The sequence below is a fragment of the Alcanivorax sediminis genome (assembly GCF_009601165.1).
Lineage (GTDB): Bacteria > Pseudomonadota > Gammaproteobacteria > Pseudomonadales > Alcanivoracaceae > Alcanivorax > Alcanivorax sediminis.
On sequence record NZ_WIRE01000001.1, the window covers coordinates 1668256 to 1690607 of the forward strand.

Below are 22352 nucleotides of genomic sequence, written 5' to 3' on the forward strand. Positions count from 1 at the left end.
CTTCACGAAACATGCAACACGGAGAAAGATACAAGCTGAAGCGCGAGTCGGTTTCGGTACCAGGTGGTCGGCCATGTCGCTATGCGCTGACAGGCTCCTCGGGCCCCGCCTGATGCTCCCTCCTGTCTTTTGACCCGCCGCCCCCTCTGTTTCATCTTGTCAAACGGGTTCATGATTTTCGCAACTCGTGACTCGAAACTCGTTTCTTTCCTGTTCATTCCTTCCTCGGGTCTTCACCTGACGCGGGTGAGCCGTTAAGGTTCAGGGATTCACAGACAGGCGCGACGTCCATGCATATTCATATCCTCGGTATCTGCGGTACTTTCATGGGTTCACTGGCCCAGCTGGCCAAGGCTCAGGGCCATCGGGTCACCGGCAGCGACCAGAACGTTTATCCCCCCATGAGTGATCAGCTGGAAGCCGCGGGTATTGAACTGATTCAGGGCTATGACCCGGCCCAGCTGGATCCGGCGCCGGACCTGGTGGTGATTGGTAATGCCCTGAGCCGTGGTAACCCGGCGGTGGAGGCGGTGCTGGACAAGGGGCTGGCGTACACTTCCGGTGCGCAACTTTTGGAGGAAGTGGTGTTGCCGGGCCGCTGGGTGCTGGCGGTGGCTGGAACCCATGGCAAGACGACCACCAGCTCCATGCTGGCCTGGATTCTGGAGCATGCGGGCCTCAACCCCGGCTATCTGATCGGTGGGGTGCCGGGTAACTTCGGCGTTTCGGCCCGTCTTGGTGAAACGCCATTCTTTGTAGTCGAAGCTGACGAATACGACACCGCCTTCTTCGACAAGCGCAGCAAGTTTGTCCATTACCGTCCGCGCACGGTGATCCTGAATAATCTGGAGTTTGATCACGCCGATATCTTTGCCGATCTCGCCGCGATCCAGACCCAGTTCCATCATCTGATTCGAACCATTCCCGCCAGCGGAAGAATCATCCTTCCCCACGGCGAAGCCGCCCTGGAAGAAACCCTGGAGAAGGGGTGCTGGAGCGAGGTGGAGCGCTTCGGTGAGGAAGAGTCGCTGGGCTACCGTTTAGACAAGGCTGATGGCTCCAGCTTTACCGTGCTGGAAAACGGCCAGCCGGTAGCACAGGTGAATTGGGACCAGACTGGTCGCCACAGCGTCAATAATGGCATGGCCGCCCTGCTGGCGGCACGCCATGTGGGCGTGACGCTGGCCGATGGTGCCGCCGCCCTGTCCGAGTTTGTTGGCGTGAAGCGCCGCATGGAGCTGCGCGGCGAAGTGGATGGCGTCAGGGTCTACGATGACTTCGCTCACCATCCCACTGCCATCGCCACTACTCTTGAAGGCCTGCGTCGCAAGGTGGGCGAGGGGCGAATTCTGGCCATCATCGAGCCGCGCTCCAACACCATGCGCATGGGCAGTCATAAAGCCGCCCTGGCCGGTAGCACCGTGTCCGCGGATGAAGTGATCTGGTATCAGCCGCCGGGCCTCGATTGGTCGCTGGATTCCGTTCTTGAAGAATCCGCGGTGCCGTCGTCCGTCAGCGAATCACTGGATGACATCATCGCCCGCGTCGTTGCCCACAAGGGGGAATCCCTGGATGTGGTGGTAATGAGCAACGGCGGCTTTGGCGGCATTCATCAGAAGTTGCTGGATGCGTTGGCGGGAGAGTAGCGACAAGCTTCAAGCTGCAAGCTACAACGCGGGTTACGGTTATTCAAAGCGGAGGCCGTGCCCGCGCTTCAACCTTTCTCAAAACCAGCAGGATTGATCCCCGTCATATTGTCGCCGGGGTCAGGCTTTTACAGTAAAAATGCTCTGATAGAGGGCAGGGGTTGTAGTATTGAAACCCGTTTTTTCCTCTAACCTTTTAATCGCGGGTACGGCATCGCATGAGTTGCGGCCTGTCTCGTGTTGTAGCTTGTAGCTTGAAGCTGTCATTTCAAGAGGCTTGCCATGTTCTGGTCCGTGTTCTGGGCGTCCACCCATTATCTGGGTATTCTGGTGTTGTTCGGCTGTGTTTACGGCATGCTGCTGTTCTGGCGGACCCAGGTGAACGAGTACAATTTCCGCACTCTGCTCTGGTTGCATGTGGCTTACTGGGTGTCGTTATTGATTGTGCTGGTGAGCGGGTTGGCCCGGGCCGGGTGGACAGAAAAAGGGATGGCGTTTTACATGGCCAATCCCTGGTTTCACGCCAAGGTGACCGTGTTTGTGCTGATAATCCTGCTCAGCCTGTATCCGGCCAAGCTCATGCGTGCCTGGCGTCGTGGTACGGTCCCTGAAGGAGTACCGCCGGTGACGCCGGATCTGCAGAGAACAATGCGTCGTACATTGGTGGCCGAAATTCACTTGATATCACTGATGCCGATTTTCGGTGCCTTGATGGCACGAGGCGTCGGAATGGGATGAACATGAACAAACGCGTAACGCTGGCGTTTACTGGAGCTTCCGGTGCGCCCTATGGACTGAGGCTACTTCAGTGTCTGCTGTTGGCAGACTGTGAGGTATTCGTGATCCTGTCCAAGGCGGCACGCATTGTGATTGGCACGGAAACGGAACTTGCTCTGCCGGCGGGTACCGGCGCTACGGAGAAAGCGCTGCGCGATTGGGTTGGCACCGATAAGGGCCAGCTGGTGCTGTGCGGTCTGGAGCAATGGACGGCCCCGGTGGCCTCCGGCAGCGGTGCTCCCGCCACCATGGTGGTCTGCCCCTGTTCTACCGGTACCCTGTCTGCCATTGCCAGCGGCGCCAGCGACAACCTGATTGAGCGCGCCGCCGATGTGGCCATCAAGGAAGGCCGCAAGCTGATTCTGGTTCCCCGCGAAACGCCGTTCTCTGCGATTCACCTGGAAAACATGCTCAAACTCGCCCGTCTCGGCGTGATCATCATGCCGGCGGCCCCCGGGTTTTATCACCAGCCGGAAAGTGTCTCGGATCTGGTGGATTTCATGGTGGCCAGGTTGCTGGATCATCTTGGGATCGAGCAGACGCTGGTGAAGCGGTGGGGGGAGTGAAGAATCAGCGACGAGCTACGCTCGATTCGAAAGGAAAACCCAAAATAGTTACCGACTTCTGCATTTCTAGAACGCTGCTGTAGGAGCGTGCTTGCACGCGATCCGCGCCCAAGCGAGGTAAGGATTCCAGAAACGCTTGTCCGGGCTGGCCCTCCCACCAAACTGCAGGGCGATCAAGAAGGCCGTGCTCGACAGGTCCTTGAACATTCCTGAACAGAACATTAAGCCCTCCGGTCGCCTCGCTGCGCTCGGGTCGCTTGCAGGCAAGCTCCTACGGCTCCTCGCCTGGTCTCTCGTAGCTGCTTTCACCCCACCAGCAAATGCCCCACCAGCCCCAATGCAAAACCTGCCACTGCCCCCTGTGACGGCGCCCAGGCGCGCGTGAGGGGTACCTGCGGGGCGATGTCCTGGAACACCAGATAAAGAATGCCGCCGCTGGCAAACAGCATGATGCCGCCCAGAATGATGGGCATGTCTACCAGCACGGCGAAACCCAGCCAGGCACTGATGGGGCCGAGTATGGCCAACCCGGTGAAGGCGAGGATGATCTTGGCCGGCGCCAGCCCTTCGCTGTCGCGGATCTCCCGGTAAGCGTTGAATCCTTCAGGGAGGTTCTGCAAGCCAATCAGAAAAGCCAGCAGGTAGGCCTGGCCTACGCCCACGGCCAGAGCGGCACCCAGGGCGATCGCTTCCGGAACAAAATCCAGCAACATGGCCAACAGTTGGGACATGGCGCCACCTTTGGCGGCTAGCGCGCGATCAATCAGCATGAAGACAATGCCGCCACCCATGAACAACAACGTGGCAGAAAGCGGGGTGTGGTGTTTGGCTCCCTCTGGCACCAGCACCAGTGCAACGGCGGCGAGTAGCGCGCCACCGCCGAAGGCAATGACAGTATGCCGCACTTCCTGGCGTAACCAGTCACGGGCGATCCGCTCTTTGACCGCGATCAAGGCGCCAACAGCCATGCTTAATCCCGCTGCCAGGCTGAGTAGTAATGCCAAAGTAAGAGGGTTCATCCGCTGTCCTTGTTCGGGTGATAAATCCTGCTGTCAGGATGCATGTCAGTACGGTCCTGCCTCTCTCGAAAGTAAGGGCCGTCAGGCGAGGGATCAACTGTTGTTGAGGCTGTAGTCTACCGGCACGGTGATATTCACTGGAATGTTGTCCAGTTCCCGTGGCGGGGCCTCAAAACGCAGCCTGGAAAGTAATTCCAGTGTGGCCCGGTCGAGAATCCGGCTCCCGGAGCTGTCAGTCAGTTCGACCCGTTCCGTAAGGCCTTTGGCATTGATGGCAAAACGGATCTTCACCGTGCCTTCCTGACGGCGCATGCGTGCGCGATGTGGGTACTGCTTGTTGTCTTCGATGGTGTTACGGACTGTGGCCAGGTAGCGCTTGAGCAGGGTGTCATGTTGACCACTCTGGTCTGCACCCTTGCCGGGATCCCCGGCAATGCCTCTGGCACCCTGTTGCTGATCCTGCGACGAGGTTTGCTGACGATTATCCTGCGGCTGATTCACCGCAGCCGTTTCCTGCTCAACCTGCTCTTTCACCGGCTCAGGCCTGGGTTCGGGTTTCGGTTGGGGCTTTGTGGCCACCGGTTTGGGCGCCGGCTTTACCCTGGGTTTGGGCTGTGGCTGGGGTTGCGCTACCGGTTGTGGTGCTACAGCAGGAGCCTGTGCCGGTGGTGCGGACAGGTTAATGACCATTTCGGTGACACCTGGCTGGGTCGGGCGGCCACCGGCCAAGGTCAACGCCCCGACGGTGATCAGGACGCTGGCATGGATAACGATGGACAGGCCCCAGGCCGTTAGCGTGCGTTTGTTCATGGCTGCTTGTGGTTCCCGTTGCTGGCCTTGCCAGGATCGGATTGCGTCACCAGACGGACCTGCTCCACCCCCATGGCCTGCAGATCTTCAAGCCGCAGGCGCAAGGATGCCATTGTAATGCTGGCGTCGGCCAGCAGGCGTACTTCAGCATCCTTGATCATGGCACCTGTCTTTTCATTCGTGACGGTGGGCAGGCTGTGGATCAATGCCGACAGGGCCTCATCGGTCAGCGGGGTATCGGTGTCCTCGGTAAACCATTGTCCATCAGGCTTGAGCACCAGCAACAGTTTATCCCGCGCTTCATTGCCATTAGCCACCTGGCTGACCGGAGTGTCTACGGTCACAGTGGGGCGCTTGGCCAGCTGACCGGCCAGCATGAAAAAGATCAACAGCAAGAAGACCACATTAATCAGTGGCAACACCGGTTCCAGCGGTGGGCGGCGGCTATTGTTCTCCATGATCATCATGGCAGCAACTCCAGTTGCACGTCGCGGGCGCCGGCGGCCTTGATGTCATCCACGGCGCGCAGAGCCAGCTGCAGGCTAACCTCCGGGCTGACGGTTACCCAAACCTTCTGGCCTTGTTTTTCCAGCCGGTCAGCAATGGAGGCCGGGGTGAAGCTGACACCGTTCAGCATCAGCGCCCCATTCGCAGTTACTTGCACCACCAGCCAGTCGTCCTGCTGATCAGTGCTGGTGTCGGCAGGTTGCACATTGACTGGCAGATCGTTGAACTGCCCGAAACGAGTGGCCAGCATAAAGAACACCAGCAGAATGAAGACCACATCAATCAATGGGGTCAGGCTGATGAACGGTGCGCGATGGCGTTCCGGTTCAATATGCATGCGATACCGCCGGCTCGCTGCTGTCATTCACAGGTTCGGCGTCGGTTTTGATGTGACGGACGACCTTCAAACGGGAGAGGCGATCCTGCATTTTTTCACGGCATTGTTCGATGTTGCGATCCGCCCAGTGGAAGGCCGCCAGCGCAGGAATCGCTACGGTGAGGCCCGCGGCGGTGGTCAGCAGGGCTTCCCAGATACCACCAGACAGGATGGAGGGGTCCACCTGCGAACCCGCGGTTTCCAGTGCCTGAAAGGCGCCGATCATGCCGAATACCGTACCCAGCAGGCCCAGCAACGGGGCAATCGCACTGATTACTTCCAGAATACGCAGGCCGCCGCGGAGTTCATCCAGCGCTGAGCGAGCCAGGCGCAGGCTCTCTTCCTGCCAGGCGGCTTCGTCGAGATTGCGGTTTTTCCAGCATTGCCAGATCACCCGGTCCACGGGGGCGGACAGTTTGCCCGGCTTGCCCGGCGCCTGGCCCTGGCGCAGGGCATCAAGCAGCTGATCGGCCTGGCGCGTGCCGCCGGGGCGAATCCGGGCAAAATGGAGAGCCTTGGAAATCAGGGTGGCTAACGCCACCACTGACAGCAGGGCCAGTACCCACATGGTGATGCCGCCGCTGACGAACCATTCCGGCAACTGCAGTGAAAGTGGGGGCATGGCGAACTCCTGTCAGGAAGGGTGCATATCAGTAATGAGGATCAAGTGCGCTGAAGACAGCCTTGTGTCAGAGGGCGCAATGTCCTCAGAGCGACAGTGCTGACGGAAAAGCAGCTTGAATACGGTTCGCGATATTAGGCCCGTCATTCCCTTAATGCAAGTCATTCTTATTTGCAGTTGAGCAAATGGAGCGTTCAGGCGAGGGAGGGGGGGGGCTGGAGAGGAAATGGCGGCATGGCCTGGTTGCCATGCCGCGCGGCCCGCTTATTTGCGTAGCAGGCGGTAGTTCAGGTTGCTTTCAATGACTTCGCCGTTCTTGTCGAGCTGCTCAACGGCGTTCACAGCGTCACGGAGGTAAAGGCGTCGCGCGTCCGGTGTTTCCGGATTGATAGTGTAAAGGTCCATCTGCCGGTCATTCTTGACCAGGCTGTCCTGCGTCCAGTCGCCACGCTCAACCGCCGTCAGACCCACGGTGGAGCCTTGAAGGTACTCTTCACGGAGCATGAAGCGCGTAGGCGCATCAAACTGATCGCGGTACAAGGTCAGGGTCGTTCGAATACCGGAGCAGTCCGCGCAGGGGAGCATGCCGCTGTAAATCACTTTCTGGGCGGTAGGGTTGATGACGACCGGTTCCTCTTCCACCGGTGGCGGGGATTGGCAGCCGGCCAGCAGGGCCATGGAAGCAATGCCTGCCAGAAATACTTTCTTCATTTTTTCACTCCCTCGATGTGTCCAGTCATTGTAAGCCTTGGAGGGCTCGCTGCCAGAAAGGTTCATGATGTTTAACCCTTTTTAGCAATCCCTGACATCTTGATTGAGCCATGGGGATGAGGCTGCTGACAATGCTCTATCAGAGCCTGGAGAGGCCGTTCACAGTGAACCCGACGGCCTGAATGGTGATGGGTGCGTTGTGACAGGTAATGGCCAGAGGCCATCACGCCGGCAAATACCAGTAGAAAGTAAAGCAAGATCATTGGGCCGGTATCCAGAGACAGATGCAGCAAGACTAGAAGGGCGAGTCAGTGGACGCTGTAGCCACTTTGTTATCGCTTGTTATGTTCGTGTTGTTGATCAGGTTGAAGGTGAAAGATGACAGACAAGGGAAGTCGACTATCCGGATCCAGCGGCTCTTCCATCTCAACGACCGTGCCCGTTTGCTGTAGCAAGGCGAGCCAGCTGGCCATGGGTCGGAAATACCAGGGTGGGGCTTCTCCCGGTGGATGGCTGGCACTGTCAATGCCTTGCCACTGACTGCTGCGCCACCCTTCACGGTAGTCGCCCTGGCAGGCACTTAATGGGTGGAGAGTCTGAATAAGCACCCTCCCTCCAAGGGAAAGCATGCTGGGCAGGATAGAGAGTAACTTGCGCACGGATTCGTCGCCGAACAGCGAGAAATTACACACGGCCAGGTCGTATTGTTGTCCATTCAGGGGGCCAGGCAGAGCGGCATATTCCAGGCAGTGGTACCGGCTTTTCGGGTCCTGCCTACGAGCGCTCTCCACCAGAGTGGCTACTGCATCGGTGGCGGTGACCCGAATGCCCTGTGCTGCCATTTGCCGGGCAAGCCAGCCCTCTCCACAGCCCACATCCAGCAGTGTGCCCGGTTGGTACGAGAGAATCGCTTGTTCGATCGCCGGGTTGGTCATGGCTCTACTGGCCAGACGATGGTGCTCAAGCAGCTGCTGCCAATGGCTGGCACTGTCATGCCAGCAGTCCACGACTCGGCGTTCAGGATCCGTTGAAGGTTCTGCTGGCATGGTGTTGCTAGCCCATCGGCGTCAGTGGGCCCGCACTCTCAACGGCTCGCTGGTAGGCTGGACGGGCTTCCATTTGCTCCAGGAAGCGCTTGATCGCCGGCAGCGCGTCGATATCAGCACGGGCGCTGGCTGCCTGCAACGGGAAGCTCATCATGATGTCCGCAGAGCTGAGCTCGTTGCCGGTAAACCAGGTGTGTTCGCTGAGGTGCTGATTGATCACATCCAGCTGTGTGCGCAGTTGCGGATTGATAAAGCTGCCAATGACCTTGCCACTGATGCCTTTGGCGACGGGTTTGACGAAGAATGGCATGGGGGAGCGGGGAATGTGGCTGAAGATGAGTTTCATCACCAGCAGCGGCATCAGGGAGCCTTCCGCATAGTGTAGCCAGTAGCGTTCCTGAAGCCAGCGAGGGTCGCTGGCGGGAATTACCCACTGCGGTGCGCCATAGCGGTTGGCAAGGTACTCGATGATGGCGCCGGATTCGGCCACGACAGTGTCATCGTCAGTGATCACCGGCGATTTGCCGAGTGGATGAATCTCGCGAAGTTCAGCGGGTGCGAGCATGGTCTTGCTGTCCCGCTTGTAGTGCTTGATACGGTATTCCTCGCCCAGCTCTTCAAGCATCCAGACGATGCGCAGGGAGCGGGAGTTTTCCAGGTGGTGGACAGTGATCATGATGACAAATCCGGATTCGCGTTGGGGAAGTGTACTGCTGCGGCTATCCGTGCTGGATCGCCTGCAGCAGTGTTGCACAAACCCGTCAGCAATTCATGGGTGTCATGAAAGCAGAATGAGCGGCTACTGATTTGACGCTGTATGGATGGGCTGTACCCTTGCGGCGAGATGCACCTGCTCAATCAGTTCGTCGAGTACTGGCTCGGTTTTCCACGCCCGCATGTCATTGACCATGGCTACGACTACCCAGGTGGTGTTGTTCTCATCCTTGGTGTAGCCGGCAATCGAGCGGACGTCCTTGAGGGAGCCGGTCTTGATGTGGCCCATGCCGGCCATATCGGCGTGACCAAGACGACGGCGCATGGTGCCGTCCATGGCTACCAGCGGCAGGGAAGCAATCAGCTCGGCGGCAAAGCGGCTATTCCAGGCTTGCTCCAGCAGCTCGCCCATCTGGCGCGCAGAAATACGTTCCTTGCGAGACAGTCCCGAGCCGTTCTCGAATACCAGATTGCTGCTGTCGATCCCTTTGCCCGCCATCCATTCGCGGATGGTACGATCTGCGGCGGCCAGGTCATCGGCATCATCGGGGGTACGGTTCCTGGCGCCCAGCGTCAGATACAGCTGGCGAACCATCACGTTATTACTCCACTTGTTGATGTCCCGGACCATGGTGACCAGATCGTTGGAGGAGGTGGTGGCCAGCAGTTCGGTGCTGCTGTCGCGTGGGCGCAGGCCTTCGCGGATCTGTCCGGTGAGGGTGCCGCCCAGTTGCTGCCACAGCCCTACAAGCAAGGCGCCGGTGTAGTCAGCCTGATCCAGAATGGACAGGTAGCTGGAGGTGGTACAGCCCTCGGGGAGTACCCCGGTCAGGGTGATTTTGGTCAGTCCGTCTTCGGTCACGGATGGGGTGTAATCAAACTGAAAGCGGCGTGGGCAGGAGCCGTACTTGCGAACCACGATCTGATTGTCGAGCTCGACGCCGGCCAGTGCCGGTTCCATCCAGCTGTGAATGCCGCGCTCATCTGCCCGTGAGCGAATGCGCAGCACGTTCAGGTTGGTCAGCAGTCCGTTGGGCTCCACAAGAAAGGGGGCGTTGGGGTTGCCGCCATCGTCATCAAAATCGGCGATGCCATTGGGCAGATTAAACACGCTGCCATCCAGAACCAGATCACCCTGAATGTGGGCAATGCCCATGGAACGTAGTTCGCGCAGCAACAACCACAGCCGCTCTTCAGTAAGCTTGGGGTCGCCGCTGCCCACGTAATAAAGGTTGCCTTTGAGGGTGTCGCCTTCAATGGTGCCGTCAGTGTAGATACGGGTGTGCCACTGGTAGGTAGGACCGAGCAGCTCCAACGCTGCATAGGTGGTGACCACCTTCATGATAGAGCCGGGATTGAACGGCTGGTCGGCATTCATAAAGTGCGCTTCACCGGGACCATTCAGGGGCACGGCTGCCAGAGCCAGGTTGTCCTTGTCGAGGCTGAGCTTCTTGGCTGTGCTCAGCACCGTTTTCATCATGGGGTTTGGTGTGTCTGCGTTGGCCGCTTGGCCAATCAGGAGAGAGGCCGTCAGCAAAGTTGCCAAGCCCAGTTCTTTTGAAAATGTCGACACCCTGCTTGCGAGCGGCAGCATACGAATACCCCTGAATACGCGCGTCGTTCGGACGCCTAAGGACGGTTTGTTCTTGTTACGGATGCCGTTCGGCAGAAGTGACAAAGCAAAAGCTGCGCGGGAAACGGCAACGACTGGACTAGCCTACCGTAAAGCGGGGTGCGGGTCAGTGTGCCAGTCGATGCATAAATGTAAATTTCGGGGGACGGAAGTACTGCTTTATCGGTTCAAGACGGTTTGTGAATGCCTACGTCCACACCCTTGTGTTGCAGGTCGGCATGGTAAGAGCTTCGCACCATGGGGCCAGATGCCACGGAGATGAACCCCAGTTCCTCGGCGATCCGCGCATATTCACGAAATTCGTCCGGATGGACAAAACGCTCGACAGGAGCATGATGCTTGCTGGGTTGCAGGTACTGGCCGATGGTGATCATGTCCACGTCATGAGCACGCAAGTCGCGGATGGTACCAATTACCTGATCGAAGGTTTCGCCCAGGCCGACCATGATGCCGCTTTTTGTGCTGACGTCAGGGCGACGTGCCTTGTACTGCTTGAGCAGATCCAGCGAGTGCTGGTAACGGGCCCCGGGGCGGATGTGCTTGTAAAGATCCGGCACGGTTTCGATGTTGTGATTGAATACATCCGGAGCGGTGGCTTCGAGAATATCCAGGGCGGTATCGAGGCACGGACGGAAGTCCGGTGTCAGGATCTCGATGGTGGTGTCCGGGGTGCGGCTGCGTACCTGGCGAATACACTCCGCAAAATGCTCAGCGCCACCATCGGCCAGGTCATCCCGGTCCACAGAAGTAATCACCACATAACTGAGGTTCAGGTTTTCCACTGACTCGGCCAGATGCACAGGCTCTTCCGGATCAAGTGCATTGGGGCGACCAAAACCCACATCGCAGAAGGCGCAGCGGCGGGTGCAGATATCACCCATGATCATGAAGGTGGCGGTACCTCCGCCAAAACACTCGGGCAGGTTGGGGCAGGCGGCTTCTTCACAAACGGTATGTAGCTTCTGCTTGCGCAGCAGCGTCTTGATGCGCTGGATTTCCCCGTTGGCAGGCACCCGTACCCGAATCCAGTCCGGTTTGCGCTGGTGGCCACTTTCTTCATTGACCAGGGGAATGGTGCGGACCTTGTCTGCACCACGCAACTTGTCGCCGATTTGAACCTTGCGCTTGGCCTGTGTCTGTTCGCTCATGGAGTGCCTGTGCTGTGCCTGTACCGACGGGAATCAGTCAGTGGGGATAGAGTTATCGCCATTGTACCAGTCTGGAGCCGGTGCTGTCCGGGGTGTCAGCCCCAGACGTTTGGCTAAAACTGTCACCAGTTGTTGCTCCATGTTTTCACGGGGCAGATGGATGCCCTGGGCTTCCAGCGTGGTCATGGGCTGGCCCACATGACCGCAAGGATTGATCCGTTGCCAGGGGGCCAGGTCCATATCGCGGTTGATCGCCAGGCCGTGATAGGTGGCGCCGCGGCGGATTCGCAAACCCAGTGAGGCGATCTTGGCACCCTCCACATAGACTCCCGGCGCATCGTCGCGGCTGGCGGCCTCAATGCCCTGATCGGCAAGGAACGCGATGATGCTGTCCTCGATGGCGGATACCATGCCCCGGCTGCCCAACCCCAGACGTTTGATATCCAGCATCAGGTAGATCACGGTTTGCCCCGGGCCATGATAGGTCACTTGCCCGCCACGGTCTGTCTTGACCACCGGAATGTCGCCGGCATTGAGCACATGCTCCGGTTTGCCGGCCTGACCAAGGGTGAAAACAGGGGGGTGTTCCAGAACCCACAGCTCGTCCCGGCTATCCGGAGAGCGGGCATCGGTAAAGTCACGCATGGCCTGCCAGCAGGGGGCGTAATCCACGCAAGGAAAGTAACGGATAAGGGCTTCATTCATGGGGGGAGTATAAGGCAAGGGGGGAGCTGTGAGCTATGAACAGGAGACGCCACACGCATCAAGCAACAAGCAACACTCAAGCTCTGGAAAAAGGCATTAGGCAGCCGCGAAGCGGCCATAAAAAAAGCCCGGTGGGGGGACCGGGCTTAAGGCAGACCCCTTTCGGGGTAACAACAGTCAATCAGGTTTGCATGGCCTAGATCAGGCGGTTCCCGGTTTTTTCGTTTACCAGGTGAAGATTAAGTTCATGAACGCTGACGCCATATTCGATGCCGTCATCGTCTTCGATATTAATGGTGTTGAACGCGTCGAAGTGCACTGGAGCGCCATTCACACGTTGCAGAATATCTGGGCTGCGAGGCATGGCAGGGACAATATGTTTGGCAGCAGGCACGGTTTGAATCTGAGCAATAGGCTCGGCGGAAGGAGAAATACTGTAGCCGACCAGAATCAGCAAAGCGCCTATCAGACTTAGCAGTGAAAGTACTTTCATGCGTTGCCCCCAAAGTTTTTGTTATGGGGCCTAAATTAAAAGGATGAGCGGTCGAATCCAATGCATGGTTGGTGGGGCTTCGGTGTCGTGCTGTGACGTCGGGTTACGATGTGTAATGGCGATATCAATGCCTGTGCAGAAAAAAATATGCAGCATGCCTGACGCCGGAAGCCAGACGATAAAGCCCTACAAAATCAGGGGTTTTCTCTTATGCGCCAAGGTCGGGAGGGGCAGTGGTGCTGGAGTGAAGAGGAAAAAATCGTCTTTGATTTTTATCAACGCCATTCCGGCATGGGGCCGGCATGTAGATGCGCCGGATTTTGACTTGTCGTCAGGCATCCGGCGTCCAGCCTCTGGCGTTAAATCGTCATCTTTACATGGGGGCACTCGTTCAGTGCCCGGTAGATTCCCTCGACCTGATCCCGGTTACGCATGACAACCTGCGCAGTAAACGACACAAAGGTGCCTTTGCTGCTGGGCTTGCTGGTCAAATGCACCTCGGCCTCAAAATCTTCCAGGTGAGTGGAGAGAATTTCGATCAGCGCTTCTTCCAAAGGCGCATCGGCGGCACCCATGATCTTTAGCTGCATGGCGTGGGGGAATTCCCACAGGTGTTCCTGGATGGCCATGTTTTACTCCTGGTCCTGAAGGCCGCATAGGCGGCGCTTGAAGCTGACGTAGTGGCGGGCAACGGTTTTCCATACCGGTCCGGGGGTGCCAATGCCCACCGCAGAATTGTTGAGCTGAATGATCGGCACAATTTCCCGGGTGGAGCTCGTGACCCAGATTTCATCCGCCTGACGAAGCTGGCTTTCGGTAATTTCCCGCTCTTCCACCGGTATATGGTGGCGATGGCACAATTCCACAACCAGGTCGCGGGTAATTCCTCCCAGGATGGCATGACTTTTGGGCGGTGTGATCACGGTGCTCTCCGCGACAATAAACACGTTGCTTGCGGAGCCTTCAGTGACGAAACCATCACGAAGCAGAATTGCCTCACTGGCACCGGCAGCGACAGCCTGTTGGCGCAACAGGCTGTTGGGAAGAAGAGATACGGATTTGATATCGCAGCGGGCCCAGCGGATGTCATCCAGGGTAATTGCTTTGGAGCCAGTGGCGGTATCCGGGCTGTCAGCGGCTGGCACGGCTATATTGCCCGTCATCATGAAGACGGTGGGGGGAACCGGAGGATTCGGGAACGCATGGTCCCGCTTCTCTGTGGCGCCACGGGTGACCTGCAGGTAGATCGACAGGTTACCGCCGCCATTACGCTGGATCAGTTGCTCGCACAGCTGTCGCCATTGGTCACGGCTGTGGGGATTGGCAATGGCTGTTTCAGCCAGCGAACGCTCAAGCCGAACCAGGTGCTCTTCGAAGCGGAATAACACACCGTTGTAGGCCGGAATGACCTCGTAGATACCATCGGCAAACAGAAACCCGCGATCCAGCGGGGAGATGTGAGCATCCTGCGGGGCCATGAAGGCGCCATTGAGGTAAACCTGTGACATGGAGCGTCCCGAAGTGAAAACGGTGGCTCGCCGGGCATCGGCGGCCACCGAGACTGGCTACAGGCCTAGAATAGCCCTTTGAAGAACATCAGGATATGGTGCCAGATCTTGGTCAGGAATCCTGCCTCTTCAATGCTCTCCAGTGCCACCAGGGGTTTCTGCACCAGCACGTCGTTGTCCATGCGAACGGTGACGGTACCGTACTGCTGGCCTGCATTGATCGGAGCCTGCAGCTGCGGGTTGACCGTGACTTCGGCTTTCAGGTTCTCGTGGCTTTCCTTGGGAATAGTCAGCACCAGGTCTTCTGCCAGGCCAAGACGTACCTCACGCTTTTCCCCCATCCACAGTTCGGCGGTATCGAGGATGTCGCCCGCACTGTAGGCCTTGTAGGTTTCGAAGAAGCGGAAGCCGTAAGTCAGCAGCTTCTGGGATTCACGGGCCCGTGCGCTTTCGGAATCCGTACCCATTACCACCGCGATCAGTCGCATATCGCCCTCTTTGGCCGACGACACCAGGCAGTAGCCGGCCTCATCGGTGTGACCGGTTTTCAGGCCATCAACACGCTCGTCCCGCCACAGAAGCAGGTTACGGTTCTGCTGGGTGATGCCGTTGTACGTGAACTCCTTCAGCGCATAGGTGCTGTAGTGTTCCGGGAAGTCTCGCACGATAGCGCGGGCCAGAATGGCCATGTCCTTGGCGGTGGTGAAATGATTCTTGGCTGGCCAGCCGGTGGCATTCATGAAGTGCGTGCTATCCATGCCCAGGCGATGGGCATGCTGGTTCATCAAGTCGGCGAAGGCATCCTCGGAGCCGGCAATGAACTCGGCCATGGCTACGCTGGCGTCATTGCCGGACTGAATGATGATGCCTTTCAGCAAGTCGCCCACGCTAACGCGGGTGCCTTCCTTGATGAACATTTTGGAGCCGCCCATGCGCCAGGCCTTGACGCTCACTGGAGCCATGTCGTCTTCAGACAGGTTGCCTTTTTGCAGTTCTGCCTCGGCAATATAGGCCGTCATCATCTTGGTCAGGCTGGCTGGAGGCAGGCGCTGTTCGGCATTGTGCTCAACAATAATGTGGCCACTGGCGGCATCCATCAGCAGATAGCCGCGCGCATCGATTTGCGGAGGACGGGGAACCATGCTGGCACTGGCCTGCAGGGTGATGAGCGAACCAATAAAAGCAAAAAGAACAAAAAAAGAGCTGCGTATCGACTGGGAGCGCATGGTTATCTGCCTGTAGTTCCTTGTCTTCCTGACAAAATGAATAAATTAGGGCCCGGGTTTGCAGGGGTTTGACACGCGAATGGCAAAAAATTCCCTGTTTGGCTCGGGTGCAGTGGTGTTATCCCACCGCAAAGTGACCACATGATGGCCGCATTTTAGGGCCTGGGTGTCAGAATTTGTACCGCAGGCTAACTGTTGTCGGACGATGTCGCACGAAGAAGCGTCCGCTTCAGGGAGTTACCGGCATCGGGCGGTCAAAGCCTGCATCGGCTACCTGCTGACGCATTTGCTGTCGGCTCAGGTCGTCCTGATAGGGGCCAAGCCATACCCGATACAGGGTTTGCTGTTCGCGAATCTCGGCTTCCAGCCCCAATTGTTCACGAAGAGACTGGCGCAAGCGTTCTGCGCTGGTGCGATCCTGAAAGGCTCCAGCCTGAAGGTAGAGCCAGTTGGTTGCCGGAGCGCTGGCAGTATTGGGCGGCGGGCTGTCCACGGCTGCGCGCACGGCGGTGGGGACGTTGCCGCTGGGAGTGCTGTTGTTATTTGGGGTGAGTGCTTCAACCCGAACCCGGCCGGTGCCAGCCTGATCGATGCCCAGCCGCACCGCAGCAGCCCAGGACAGATCGATGATGCGGCCTTCATGGAACGGACCGCGATCATTCACACGGACAACCAGGCTTTTGCCGTTGTCCAGATTGGTGACTCGCACATAGGTCGGCAAGGGCAAACTGCGGTGGGCGGCAGTAAACTGATACATATCGAAGGCTTCACCGCTGGAGGTGCGGTGACCATGAAACTTCTTCCCGTACCAGGAGGCATTACCCTCGGCGACATAGCCCTTGGCGTCAGGAAGCACATGGTAGGTCTTGCCCCACACGCTGTAGCTTTCCATGTTGCCGTAGCGGCTTCGCGGCTCCTGCTTGGGTACGGGTTCGGGCAGGCCGGAAACATCCCGGTGCTGATCCGGCGCGGTATCCTGCTGCAGGCTGTAGCGGTCAGAGCCGGGTGCGCCGCTCGCATCAGGCTGCGTGCCCGAAGGCGGCGGAGACGTCACGCAGGCGCCGAGAAAGGCGCTCGCGCTCACCAGTGTTGCCAGGCGTTTCATTGTGAACTCTCCAGCGCGGTTGCCAACTGCCGGGACAGTTGTAGCACGGCCATCGCATAGAGGCGACTGTGGTTATAGCGGGTGATCGTATAGAAATTGTCAGTAGCCAACCAGAATTCGGCGCCCTCGGTGCCTTGCAGATCCAACAGTGCCACCCTGGTGCTATCAGGCAGGTCAAAGCAGTATTCGCTGGTAATGGCGGCGTTGCAGCTCAGCGGTGAGACTCCAGCAGCCCGGGCCTTGGCCAGGGTAAAACTGGGTTTCTCACCTTTCTTGGCCAAGGGAGCGTAGCCACTGCCATTCAGCTGGGCGCGGGCGGCCACCGGCAGGCCCGGGGTCCATTTATGCTCGCTGAAGTAATTCGCAACCGAGCCAATCGCGTCCACCGGGTTATTGACCAGGTCGGTGATGCCATCGTTATCGAAATCCACCGCGTAGGCCTGATAGCTGGTGGGAATGAACTGGCCGAACCCCATCGCGCCCGCATAGGAGCCGGTGATGGTTTCAGCATCGATGTGTGCCTGCTGCTCCAGCTCGAACAATGCCTTGAGCTGCTTGCTGAAGAAGGCTCCGCGGGGCGGATAGTCAAAGCCCAGCGTGGCCAATGCATCGACCACCCGGTAGGTGCCCATGTGCTGGCCATAGCGGGTTTCTACGCCAATGATGGCGAGGATGATCTCCCTTGGCACACCGTAGGTCTGCTCGGCCCGGGTCAGGGTATCGGCATGGACTTTGGCGAACTCCACGCCTTTCTGGACCCGGCTTTCCTGCAGAAAAATCTTCTGGTAAGTGGCCCAGGTATGGGTCTTCTCGGCCGGTCGGGCAATGGACTCGAGAATTTTGGGCTGGCATTCGGCACTGCCCAGCACGGTGCGAATCCGCTGCTCGTCCAGCCCTTGTTTCACCAGCTCGGCGATCATTGCCTTGGCTGCAGGGCGTTCCAGGTAAGGGCTGTTATCAGGGCAGGTGTGCTTGAGTTCCGCCTGGGCGGTGAGTGCCGCAAGAGAGAGGAGGGAACCAATGAGTCCTTGATGAAATCGCCGCAAAGCCGCTACTCCTGTTGGTTTTCTTTTGGGGCAGCCGCTCCAGCGTGTTGCCTGCTGCGTGAAGCGTGCTGCGGTTACTCAATAACTAATCAGCCGCCGGTGTGTCTGGATGGACATCAGCATGCCGAAGCTGGCCAGCAAGGTAACGATGGACGTGCCCCCGTAACTCACCAGCGGCAGCGGAACCCCCACTACCGGTAGCAGGCCTGTCACCATGCCCATGTTGACGAAGACGTAAATAAAGAACGTCATTGTCAGACTCGAGCCCAGTAATCGCGAGAAAGTATCCTGCGCCTGCCAGCTGATAAAGAAGCCGCGCCCCACGATCACCAGGTACATGATCAGCAGCACACACACTCCAATCAGGCCGAACTCCTCACTGAGTACCGCCAGGATAAAGTCGGTGGAGGACTCGGGGAGAAAATCCAGTCGTGACTGGGTGCCATCCAGCCAGCCCTTGCCATCAACGCCGCCGGAACCGATTGCCGTCTTTGACTGGATAATGTTCCAGCCAGTTCCCCGGGGATCCGCTTCCGGGTTTAAAAAAGTGTCTACCCGGTTGCGCTGGTAGTCGTGCATGACAAAGAAATACATCAGTGGTGCTGCAGTGACGACCACAATCACGGCCACCGCAATGAGCCGCCATGAGAGTCCCGCCATGAACAGCACCACCAGGCCGCTGGCTGCAATGAGGATGGCGGTGCCCAAGTCAGGCTGCAGGCCAATGAGCATGGCTGGCAGGCCAAGCAGGATCAGGGCGCCAACCACATCAATGAGTTTGGGAGGAAGGGTCCGTTCACTGAAGAACCAGGCCACCATGGCGGGGACAGCGAGTTTCATGACTTCCGAGGGCTGGAAGCGGCCGAGTCCCGGGATTGATAGCCAGCGTTGCGCCCCTTTGGCTTCGGTGCCCGCAACCAGTACCAAGATCAGTAGCACCAGGCCGATGGTGTAGATCACCGGGGCCCAGAAGCGGTAGCTGCGCGGTGGGAACTGGGCAAGGATAAACATGGCGGTGAGACCTGCCCCGAAGCGAATGCACTGTCTGACCAGCAGCTCCAGGCTTTCACCGCCCGCGCTGTACAGCACAGCGAGGCCAGCCAGCATCAACAGTAGCAGGCTCGCCAACAGCGGTGCATCCAGGTGAAGCCGTTCGGCCAGACCGGGAGAGAGCGAGGCGCCGCTCTGTCCCGGCATCTGGCGGAAAAATTCGCGCTGGCTCATGGGGTTTCCTCGCTGGCCGGGTCCTGGCTGTCCGCGGCACGCTGGTTTTCGCTGGCAATCATATCTGCGAAGGTGGCGGGTACGTCCAGCTCTCCCTTGTCGTTGAGCAGCCAGGCGTCCATCACTTCACGGGCCACAGGCCCGGCCGTGGAACCACCATGACGACCATTCTCAACTAGCACCGCCACCGCGATGGCAGGTTTGTCTGCCGGGGCGAAAGACACCATCAGAGCGTGGTCCAGCATACGCTCGGCCAGCTCCTCTTCCTTGTAGGTCTCATCCTGGCCAACCGAAAACACCTGGGCGGTCCCGGACTTGGCAGCGATGGAGTACTGGGCATTTACCGCCATGATGCGGGCGGTGCCCTTGGGCCCGGTCACATCCACCATGGCATTGGTCATCTTTTCCCAATTGCTCTCATCCTGAAGCACCAGGTCGGTGCGCTCTACAGGCTGCTGTTCGCCGGCCAAAGTGGGAATGATGGTTTTGCCGCGGCTGGCGACGGTGGCAGTGGCCGTCGCGAGCTGTAGCGGGGTGGCCAGCACAAAGCCCTGACCAATACTGGCGTTGATGGTGTCACCGTGGAACCAGGGCCGATTTCGGAAGGCTTTCTTCCACTCCTTGGACGGCATCAGGCCCTGGGATTCGTTATCCAGATCGATACCGGTGACCTGCCCCAGTGAAAACTCGCTCATGTAATCGTGCATCCGGTCGATGCCGAGCTTGAAGCCCATGTCATAGAAATAGGTGTCGCAGGATTGCACCACGGCCAGATGCAAATCGACTCGGCCATGTCCCCAGCGCTTCCAGTCCCGGTAGCGGTGCGGGTCATTTTCCAGTTGGTAGAAGCCGGGGTCGCGAATGCTGCGCTGCCAGTTGGTCACGCCGGCATCAAGTCCGGCCAGGCCGAGCATGGGTTTGATGGTGGAGCCTGGCGGGTAACGCCCCTGCAGCGCACGATTGAACAAGGGGTTATCGTGATCATTGCGGTAAGCTGAGTAGTCCTTGTGGGAAATGCCAGTCACGAACAGGTTGGGGTTGAAACCCGGTCGGCTGACGAAGGCTAGCACACTGCCATCACGGGGATCGATGGCCACCACTGCGCCCCGGCGATCGCCGAGGGCATCGTAGGCAGCTTGTTGAACCCGCATGGAAAGGTGCAGACGCAGATCCTGTCCTGGTACAGGGGGCTGCTCTTCCAGAACACGCAGAATGCGCCCGCGGGCATTGGTTTCCACCTGGCGATAGCCGACACTGCCGTGCAAACGGTCTTCGTAATATCGTTCGATACCGGTTCGGCCGTAAAAGTGGGTGCCAGCATAATCGCGTTGTTGATCCAGATTCATGGCATCCAGATCCTGAATGTTGATCCGGTTTACGTAGCCGATGACATGGGAAAACAGCATGTCATGAGGGTAGTGACGTACCGGGTCAGCAGAAATGCGCAGCCCTTGCAGTCGATGTTGATTCACCACCAGGCGGGCAATTTCCTCTTCCGTGAGTCGGCCACGTAGAGGGACCGGTTCCCATGGTCGGCGCCCGGCCCGACGGCGTTTTTCGAAGCGCTCCCGGTCACCCTCGTCCAGTTCAACCAGTTTGGCCACTTCAGCCAGAAGTGCATCCAGATCTTTGGTCTGCTCAATAATGACTTCGAGGGAAAAATCGGGTCGATTTTCCGCAAGGATAAGGCCGTCTCGATCAGTGATCAGCCCGCGCGGAGGGGATACGGCCTGGGTCTGTACCCGGTTGTTGTCACTCAGGGTGGTATAACGGCTGTGTTCGATGACCTGCAGCCAGATCATGCGACTGACCAGCACACCAGTGAGTACCAACACCAGAACGACGCCCACGACCAGACGCACGCCGAAAATGCGCTGTTCATGATGGTGGTCTTTCAGGGTTAAAGGTCGACGCATGTTGGCGTTAGCGCACACTCATAAGGGTCAGCGATGATAGGGGTGGCCAGTCAGCAACGTCCAGCCACGATAAAGCTGTTCTGCCAATAACACTCGCACCAGCGGGTGTGGCAGGGTCAGCTTCGACAGACTCCATTGTTCATGGGTGCTGGCGGACAATTGCGGGCAAAGGCCATCCGGGCCGCCGACCAGAATTACCAGATCTTGTCCCAGATCTTTCAGTTCCCCCAGTTTACGGCTGAGTGCCGGGGTGTCCAGTGCGCGGCCTCTCACTTCCAGCGCCACTGTCTTGGCGCCGGGGTATTTCTCCAGCCGTTTGCGGATGGCGTCAGCTTCAGTGCGGATCTGGCTGTTAGTGTCGCCCTTGCCACGTTTGGGCATGGGGAGTTCTTCCAGCTCCAGGCGCATGTCCGGGGGCATGCGCTTCTGGTATTCGACAAAGCCTTCGGTAACCCAGCCGGGCATCCGGGTGCCAACCGCGAGCAGAAAGATGCGCATGGATCAGGCGTCTTGGTCCTGGCTGCGGTCGGGATGGTGATCCGGGTTGCGCCACAGGCGTTCCAGGTCATAGAACTCGCGGGTCGCCGGCAGCATCACGTGGACGATGACATCGCCCAGATCCACCAGGATCCATTCCCCGGTGTCTTCGCCTTCGCTGCCGACCGGCGGATGGTCGGCTTTTTTGGCCGCGTCGATCACGTTATCGGCCAGAGCCTTCACGTGGCGGTTGGAGGTACCGCTGGCGATCACCATGTGATCCGCCATGCTGGTCATGTCACGCACGTCCAGTTCGGTAATTTTCTGGGCTTTCAGTTCTTCCAGGGCGTTGATGACCAGGGACAGAAGCGGGGTGTCTGCGCTCATGGTGCCTCATAATTGGTTGATGGAGTCGTCGTTGCCACATTATACAGGTGATGGCGGCGAATATGGGTGCTGACTGCGGGATCCAGTGCCGGGCAGTCGCCTTTTTTTTCCAGTGCCTCACGGATGGCGGTGGCGGAGACATCCAGAAAGGGACGTTGCAGCATCAATCGCAGACCACTGGGGTGTTGCAGTAGTTGTGCCGCATCGCTCTCCGGAAAGGCAGCCTGAACCTTGTCCGGCGCAAGTGCGCACTCCGGACGCGGAACTACTGCCAGGTGGCACAGGGTGGCGTACTCCTGCCAGCGATGCCATTGATGGAGGTTGGCGAAACTGTCTGCCCCAATCATGAATATGAGAGGGCGGTCGGCGCATTGGTCGCGAAAGTGACGCAGCGTATTCAGGCTGTAACTGGGGCCTGTCTGGCGCAGCTCCCAGTCATCTACGACCAGTTCCGGGTATTCCCTGCAGGCCAGTCGCAGCATGGCCAGACGCTGTTCGCCATCGGCCATGGGTTGCGCCTTGTGTGGCGGTACGGCATTGGGCAGCAAATGCACATGGGCCCCTCCCAGCACCTTCGACACTGCACGAGCCGCACTGATGTGGGCGCGATGCACCGGATCGAAGGTGCCGCCGAAGAGAACGAGCGGGTTGCTGGACGCCGGAGGCTGGACGCTAGGCAAGTGGCGTCTC

25 protein-coding genes are annotated in these 22352 nt (G+C 58.6%); 3 read left to right on the forward strand and 22 right to left on the reverse strand.

Going from position 1 to position 22352, the window contains the following annotated elements:
* The first annotated feature begins 290 nt into the window (after nucleotides 1–290).
* The 3 genes from mpl (at nucleotide 291) to GFN93_RS07590 (ending at nucleotide 2989) form a co-directional block, all read left to right on the forward strand.
* Nucleotides 291–1646 carry a UDP-N-acetylmuramate:L-alanyl-gamma-D-glutamyl-meso-diaminopimelate ligase gene (mpl, locus tag GFN93_RS07580; RefSeq protein ID WP_153500241.1) on the forward strand — a complete coding sequence of 452 codons (1356 nt, stop codon included), beginning with the start codon at nucleotides 291–293 and terminating at the stop codon, nucleotides 1644–1646.
* Between the two features lie 282 nt (nucleotides 1647–1928).
* A complete protein-coding gene (locus GFN93_RS07585) occupies nucleotides 1929–2384 on the forward strand; it encodes a DUF2214 family protein (protein WP_153500243.1) in 456 nt (151 codons plus the stop codon).
* A gap of 2 nt (nucleotides 2385–2386) precedes the next feature.
* Nucleotides 2387–2989, forward strand: coding sequence for a flavin prenyltransferase UbiX (locus tag GFN93_RS07590; protein WP_153500245.1), 603 nt, complete (start codon nucleotides 2387–2389; stop codon nucleotides 2987–2989).
* Nucleotides 2990–3294: 305 nt separating this feature from the next.
* Here the strand turns inward: GFN93_RS07590 and GFN93_RS07595 are convergent, their stop codons facing one another.
* The 22 genes from GFN93_RS07595 to nadD form a co-directional block, all read right to left on the reverse strand.
* Nucleotides 3295–4008, reverse strand: a complete 714-nt coding sequence (locus tag GFN93_RS07595) for a ZIP family metal transporter (protein WP_153500247.1) — start codon at nucleotides 4006–4008, stop codon at nucleotides 3295–3297.
* A gap of 93 nt (nucleotides 4009–4101) precedes the next feature.
* Nucleotides 4102–4818, reverse strand: a complete 717-nt coding sequence (locus GFN93_RS07600) for an energy transducer TonB (protein WP_153500249.1) — start codon at nucleotides 4816–4818, stop codon at nucleotides 4102–4104.
* Entirely contained in the window at nucleotides 4815–5285 is a 471-nt protein-coding gene (locus tag GFN93_RS07605) for an ExbD/TolR family protein (RefSeq protein WP_153500251.1), read from the reverse strand. Before GFN93_RS07605 ends, GFN93_RS07600 begins: the two co-directional genes overlap by 4 nt.
* A complete protein-coding gene (locus tag GFN93_RS07610; RefSeq protein ID WP_153500253.1) occupies nucleotides 5282–5662 on the reverse strand; it encodes an ExbD/TolR family protein in 381 nt (126 codons plus the stop codon). The genes GFN93_RS07605 and GFN93_RS07610 overlap by 4 nt, the downstream gene beginning before the upstream one ends.
* On the reverse strand, nucleotides 5652–6323 hold the full coding sequence (locus tag GFN93_RS07615; RefSeq protein WP_153500255.1) for a MotA/TolQ/ExbB proton channel family protein: 672 nt from the start codon (nucleotides 6321–6323) through the stop codon (nucleotides 5652–5654). The genes GFN93_RS07610 and GFN93_RS07615 overlap by 11 nt, the downstream gene beginning before the upstream one ends.
* A gap of 264 nt (nucleotides 6324–6587) precedes the next feature.
* On the reverse strand, nucleotides 6588–7034 hold the full coding sequence (locus tag GFN93_RS07620; protein WP_153500256.1) for a copper resistance protein NlpE: 447 nt from the start codon (nucleotides 7032–7034) through the stop codon (nucleotides 6588–6590).
* Nucleotides 7035–7366: 332 nt separating this feature from the next.
* Entirely contained in the window at nucleotides 7367–8080 is a 714-nt protein-coding gene (locus GFN93_RS07625; RefSeq protein WP_153500258.1) for a class I SAM-dependent methyltransferase, read from the reverse strand.
* Nucleotides 8081–8087: 7 nt separating this feature from the next.
* Nucleotides 8088–8756: a glutathione S-transferase gene (locus GFN93_RS07630; RefSeq protein ID WP_153500260.1), complete on the reverse strand. Its 669-nt coding sequence runs from the start codon at nucleotides 8754–8756 to the stop codon at nucleotides 8088–8090.
* Nucleotides 8757–8879: 123 nt separating this feature from the next.
* The gene (gene dacB, locus GFN93_RS07635) at nucleotides 8880–10340 is read right to left on the reverse strand and encodes a D-alanyl-D-alanine carboxypeptidase/D-alanyl-D-alanine endopeptidase (RefSeq protein ID WP_235901726.1); all 1461 of its coding nucleotides are present in this window, start codon (nucleotides 10338–10340) and stop codon (nucleotides 8880–8882) included.
* A gap of 254 nt (nucleotides 10341–10594) precedes the next feature.
* A complete protein-coding gene (gene lipA / locus GFN93_RS07640) occupies nucleotides 10595–11575 on the reverse strand; it encodes a lipoyl synthase (RefSeq protein ID WP_153500263.1) in 981 nt (326 codons plus the stop codon).
* 33 nt (nucleotides 11576–11608) lie between these two features.
* The gene (lipB, locus tag GFN93_RS07645; protein ID WP_153500265.1) at nucleotides 11609–12280 is read right to left on the reverse strand and encodes a lipoyl(octanoyl) transferase LipB; all 672 of its coding nucleotides are present in this window, start codon (nucleotides 12278–12280) and stop codon (nucleotides 11609–11611) included.
* A gap of 196 nt (nucleotides 12281–12476) precedes the next feature.
* Nucleotides 12477–12773: a hypothetical protein gene (locus GFN93_RS07650; protein WP_153500267.1), complete on the reverse strand. Its 297-nt coding sequence runs from the start codon at nucleotides 12771–12773 to the stop codon at nucleotides 12477–12479.
* A gap of 359 nt (nucleotides 12774–13132) precedes the next feature.
* Nucleotides 13133–13402: a YbeD family protein gene (locus tag GFN93_RS07655; protein ID WP_153500269.1), complete on the reverse strand. Its 270-nt coding sequence runs from the start codon at nucleotides 13400–13402 to the stop codon at nucleotides 13133–13135.
* 3 nt (nucleotides 13403–13405) lie between these two features.
* Complete coding sequence (locus tag GFN93_RS07660; RefSeq protein WP_153500271.1) at nucleotides 13406–14281, reverse strand: D-amino acid aminotransferase; 876 nt, start codon at nucleotides 14279–14281, stop codon at nucleotides 13406–13408.
* 65 nt (nucleotides 14282–14346) lie between these two features.
* Nucleotides 14347–15507, reverse strand: coding sequence for a D-alanyl-D-alanine carboxypeptidase family protein (locus tag GFN93_RS07665; RefSeq protein WP_153500273.1), 1161 nt, complete (start codon nucleotides 15505–15507; stop codon nucleotides 14347–14349).
* Between the two features lie 229 nt (nucleotides 15508–15736).
* Nucleotides 15737–16612: a septal ring lytic transglycosylase RlpA family protein gene (locus GFN93_RS07670; RefSeq protein WP_153500275.1), complete on the reverse strand. Its 876-nt coding sequence runs from the start codon at nucleotides 16610–16612 to the stop codon at nucleotides 15737–15739.
* On the reverse strand, nucleotides 16609–17658 hold the full coding sequence (gene mltB / locus GFN93_RS07675; RefSeq protein WP_153500277.1) for a lytic murein transglycosylase B: 1050 nt from the start codon (nucleotides 17656–17658) through the stop codon (nucleotides 16609–16611). The genes GFN93_RS07670 and mltB overlap by 4 nt, the downstream gene beginning before the upstream one ends.
* 78 nt (nucleotides 17659–17736) lie before the next feature.
* Nucleotides 17737–18882: a rod shape-determining protein RodA gene (gene rodA / locus GFN93_RS07680; protein WP_153500279.1), complete on the reverse strand. Its 1146-nt coding sequence runs from the start codon at nucleotides 18880–18882 to the stop codon at nucleotides 17737–17739.
* Nucleotides 18879–20798 (reverse strand): penicillin-binding protein 2, encoded by a 1920-nt coding sequence (mrdA, locus tag GFN93_RS07685; protein ID WP_153500281.1) that lies wholly within the window; start codon nucleotides 20796–20798, stop codon nucleotides 18879–18881. The genes rodA and mrdA overlap by 4 nt, the downstream gene beginning before the upstream one ends.
* 27 nt (nucleotides 20799–20825) lie before the next feature.
* A complete protein-coding gene (rlmH, locus tag GFN93_RS07690) occupies nucleotides 20826–21296 on the reverse strand; it encodes a 23S rRNA (pseudouridine(1915)-N(3))-methyltransferase RlmH (protein WP_153500283.1) in 471 nt (156 codons plus the stop codon).
* Between the two features lie 3 nt (nucleotides 21297–21299).
* A complete protein-coding gene (gene rsfS / locus GFN93_RS07695) occupies nucleotides 21300–21662 on the reverse strand; it encodes a ribosome silencing factor (RefSeq protein ID WP_153500285.1) in 363 nt (120 codons plus the stop codon).
* The gene (gene nadD, locus GFN93_RS07700; RefSeq protein ID WP_153500287.1) at nucleotides 21659–22342 is read right to left on the reverse strand and encodes a nicotinate-nucleotide adenylyltransferase; all 684 of its coding nucleotides are present in this window, start codon (nucleotides 22340–22342) and stop codon (nucleotides 21659–21661) included. Before nadD ends, rsfS begins: the two co-directional genes overlap by 4 nt.
* Nucleotides 22343–22352: the final 10 nt, after the last annotated feature.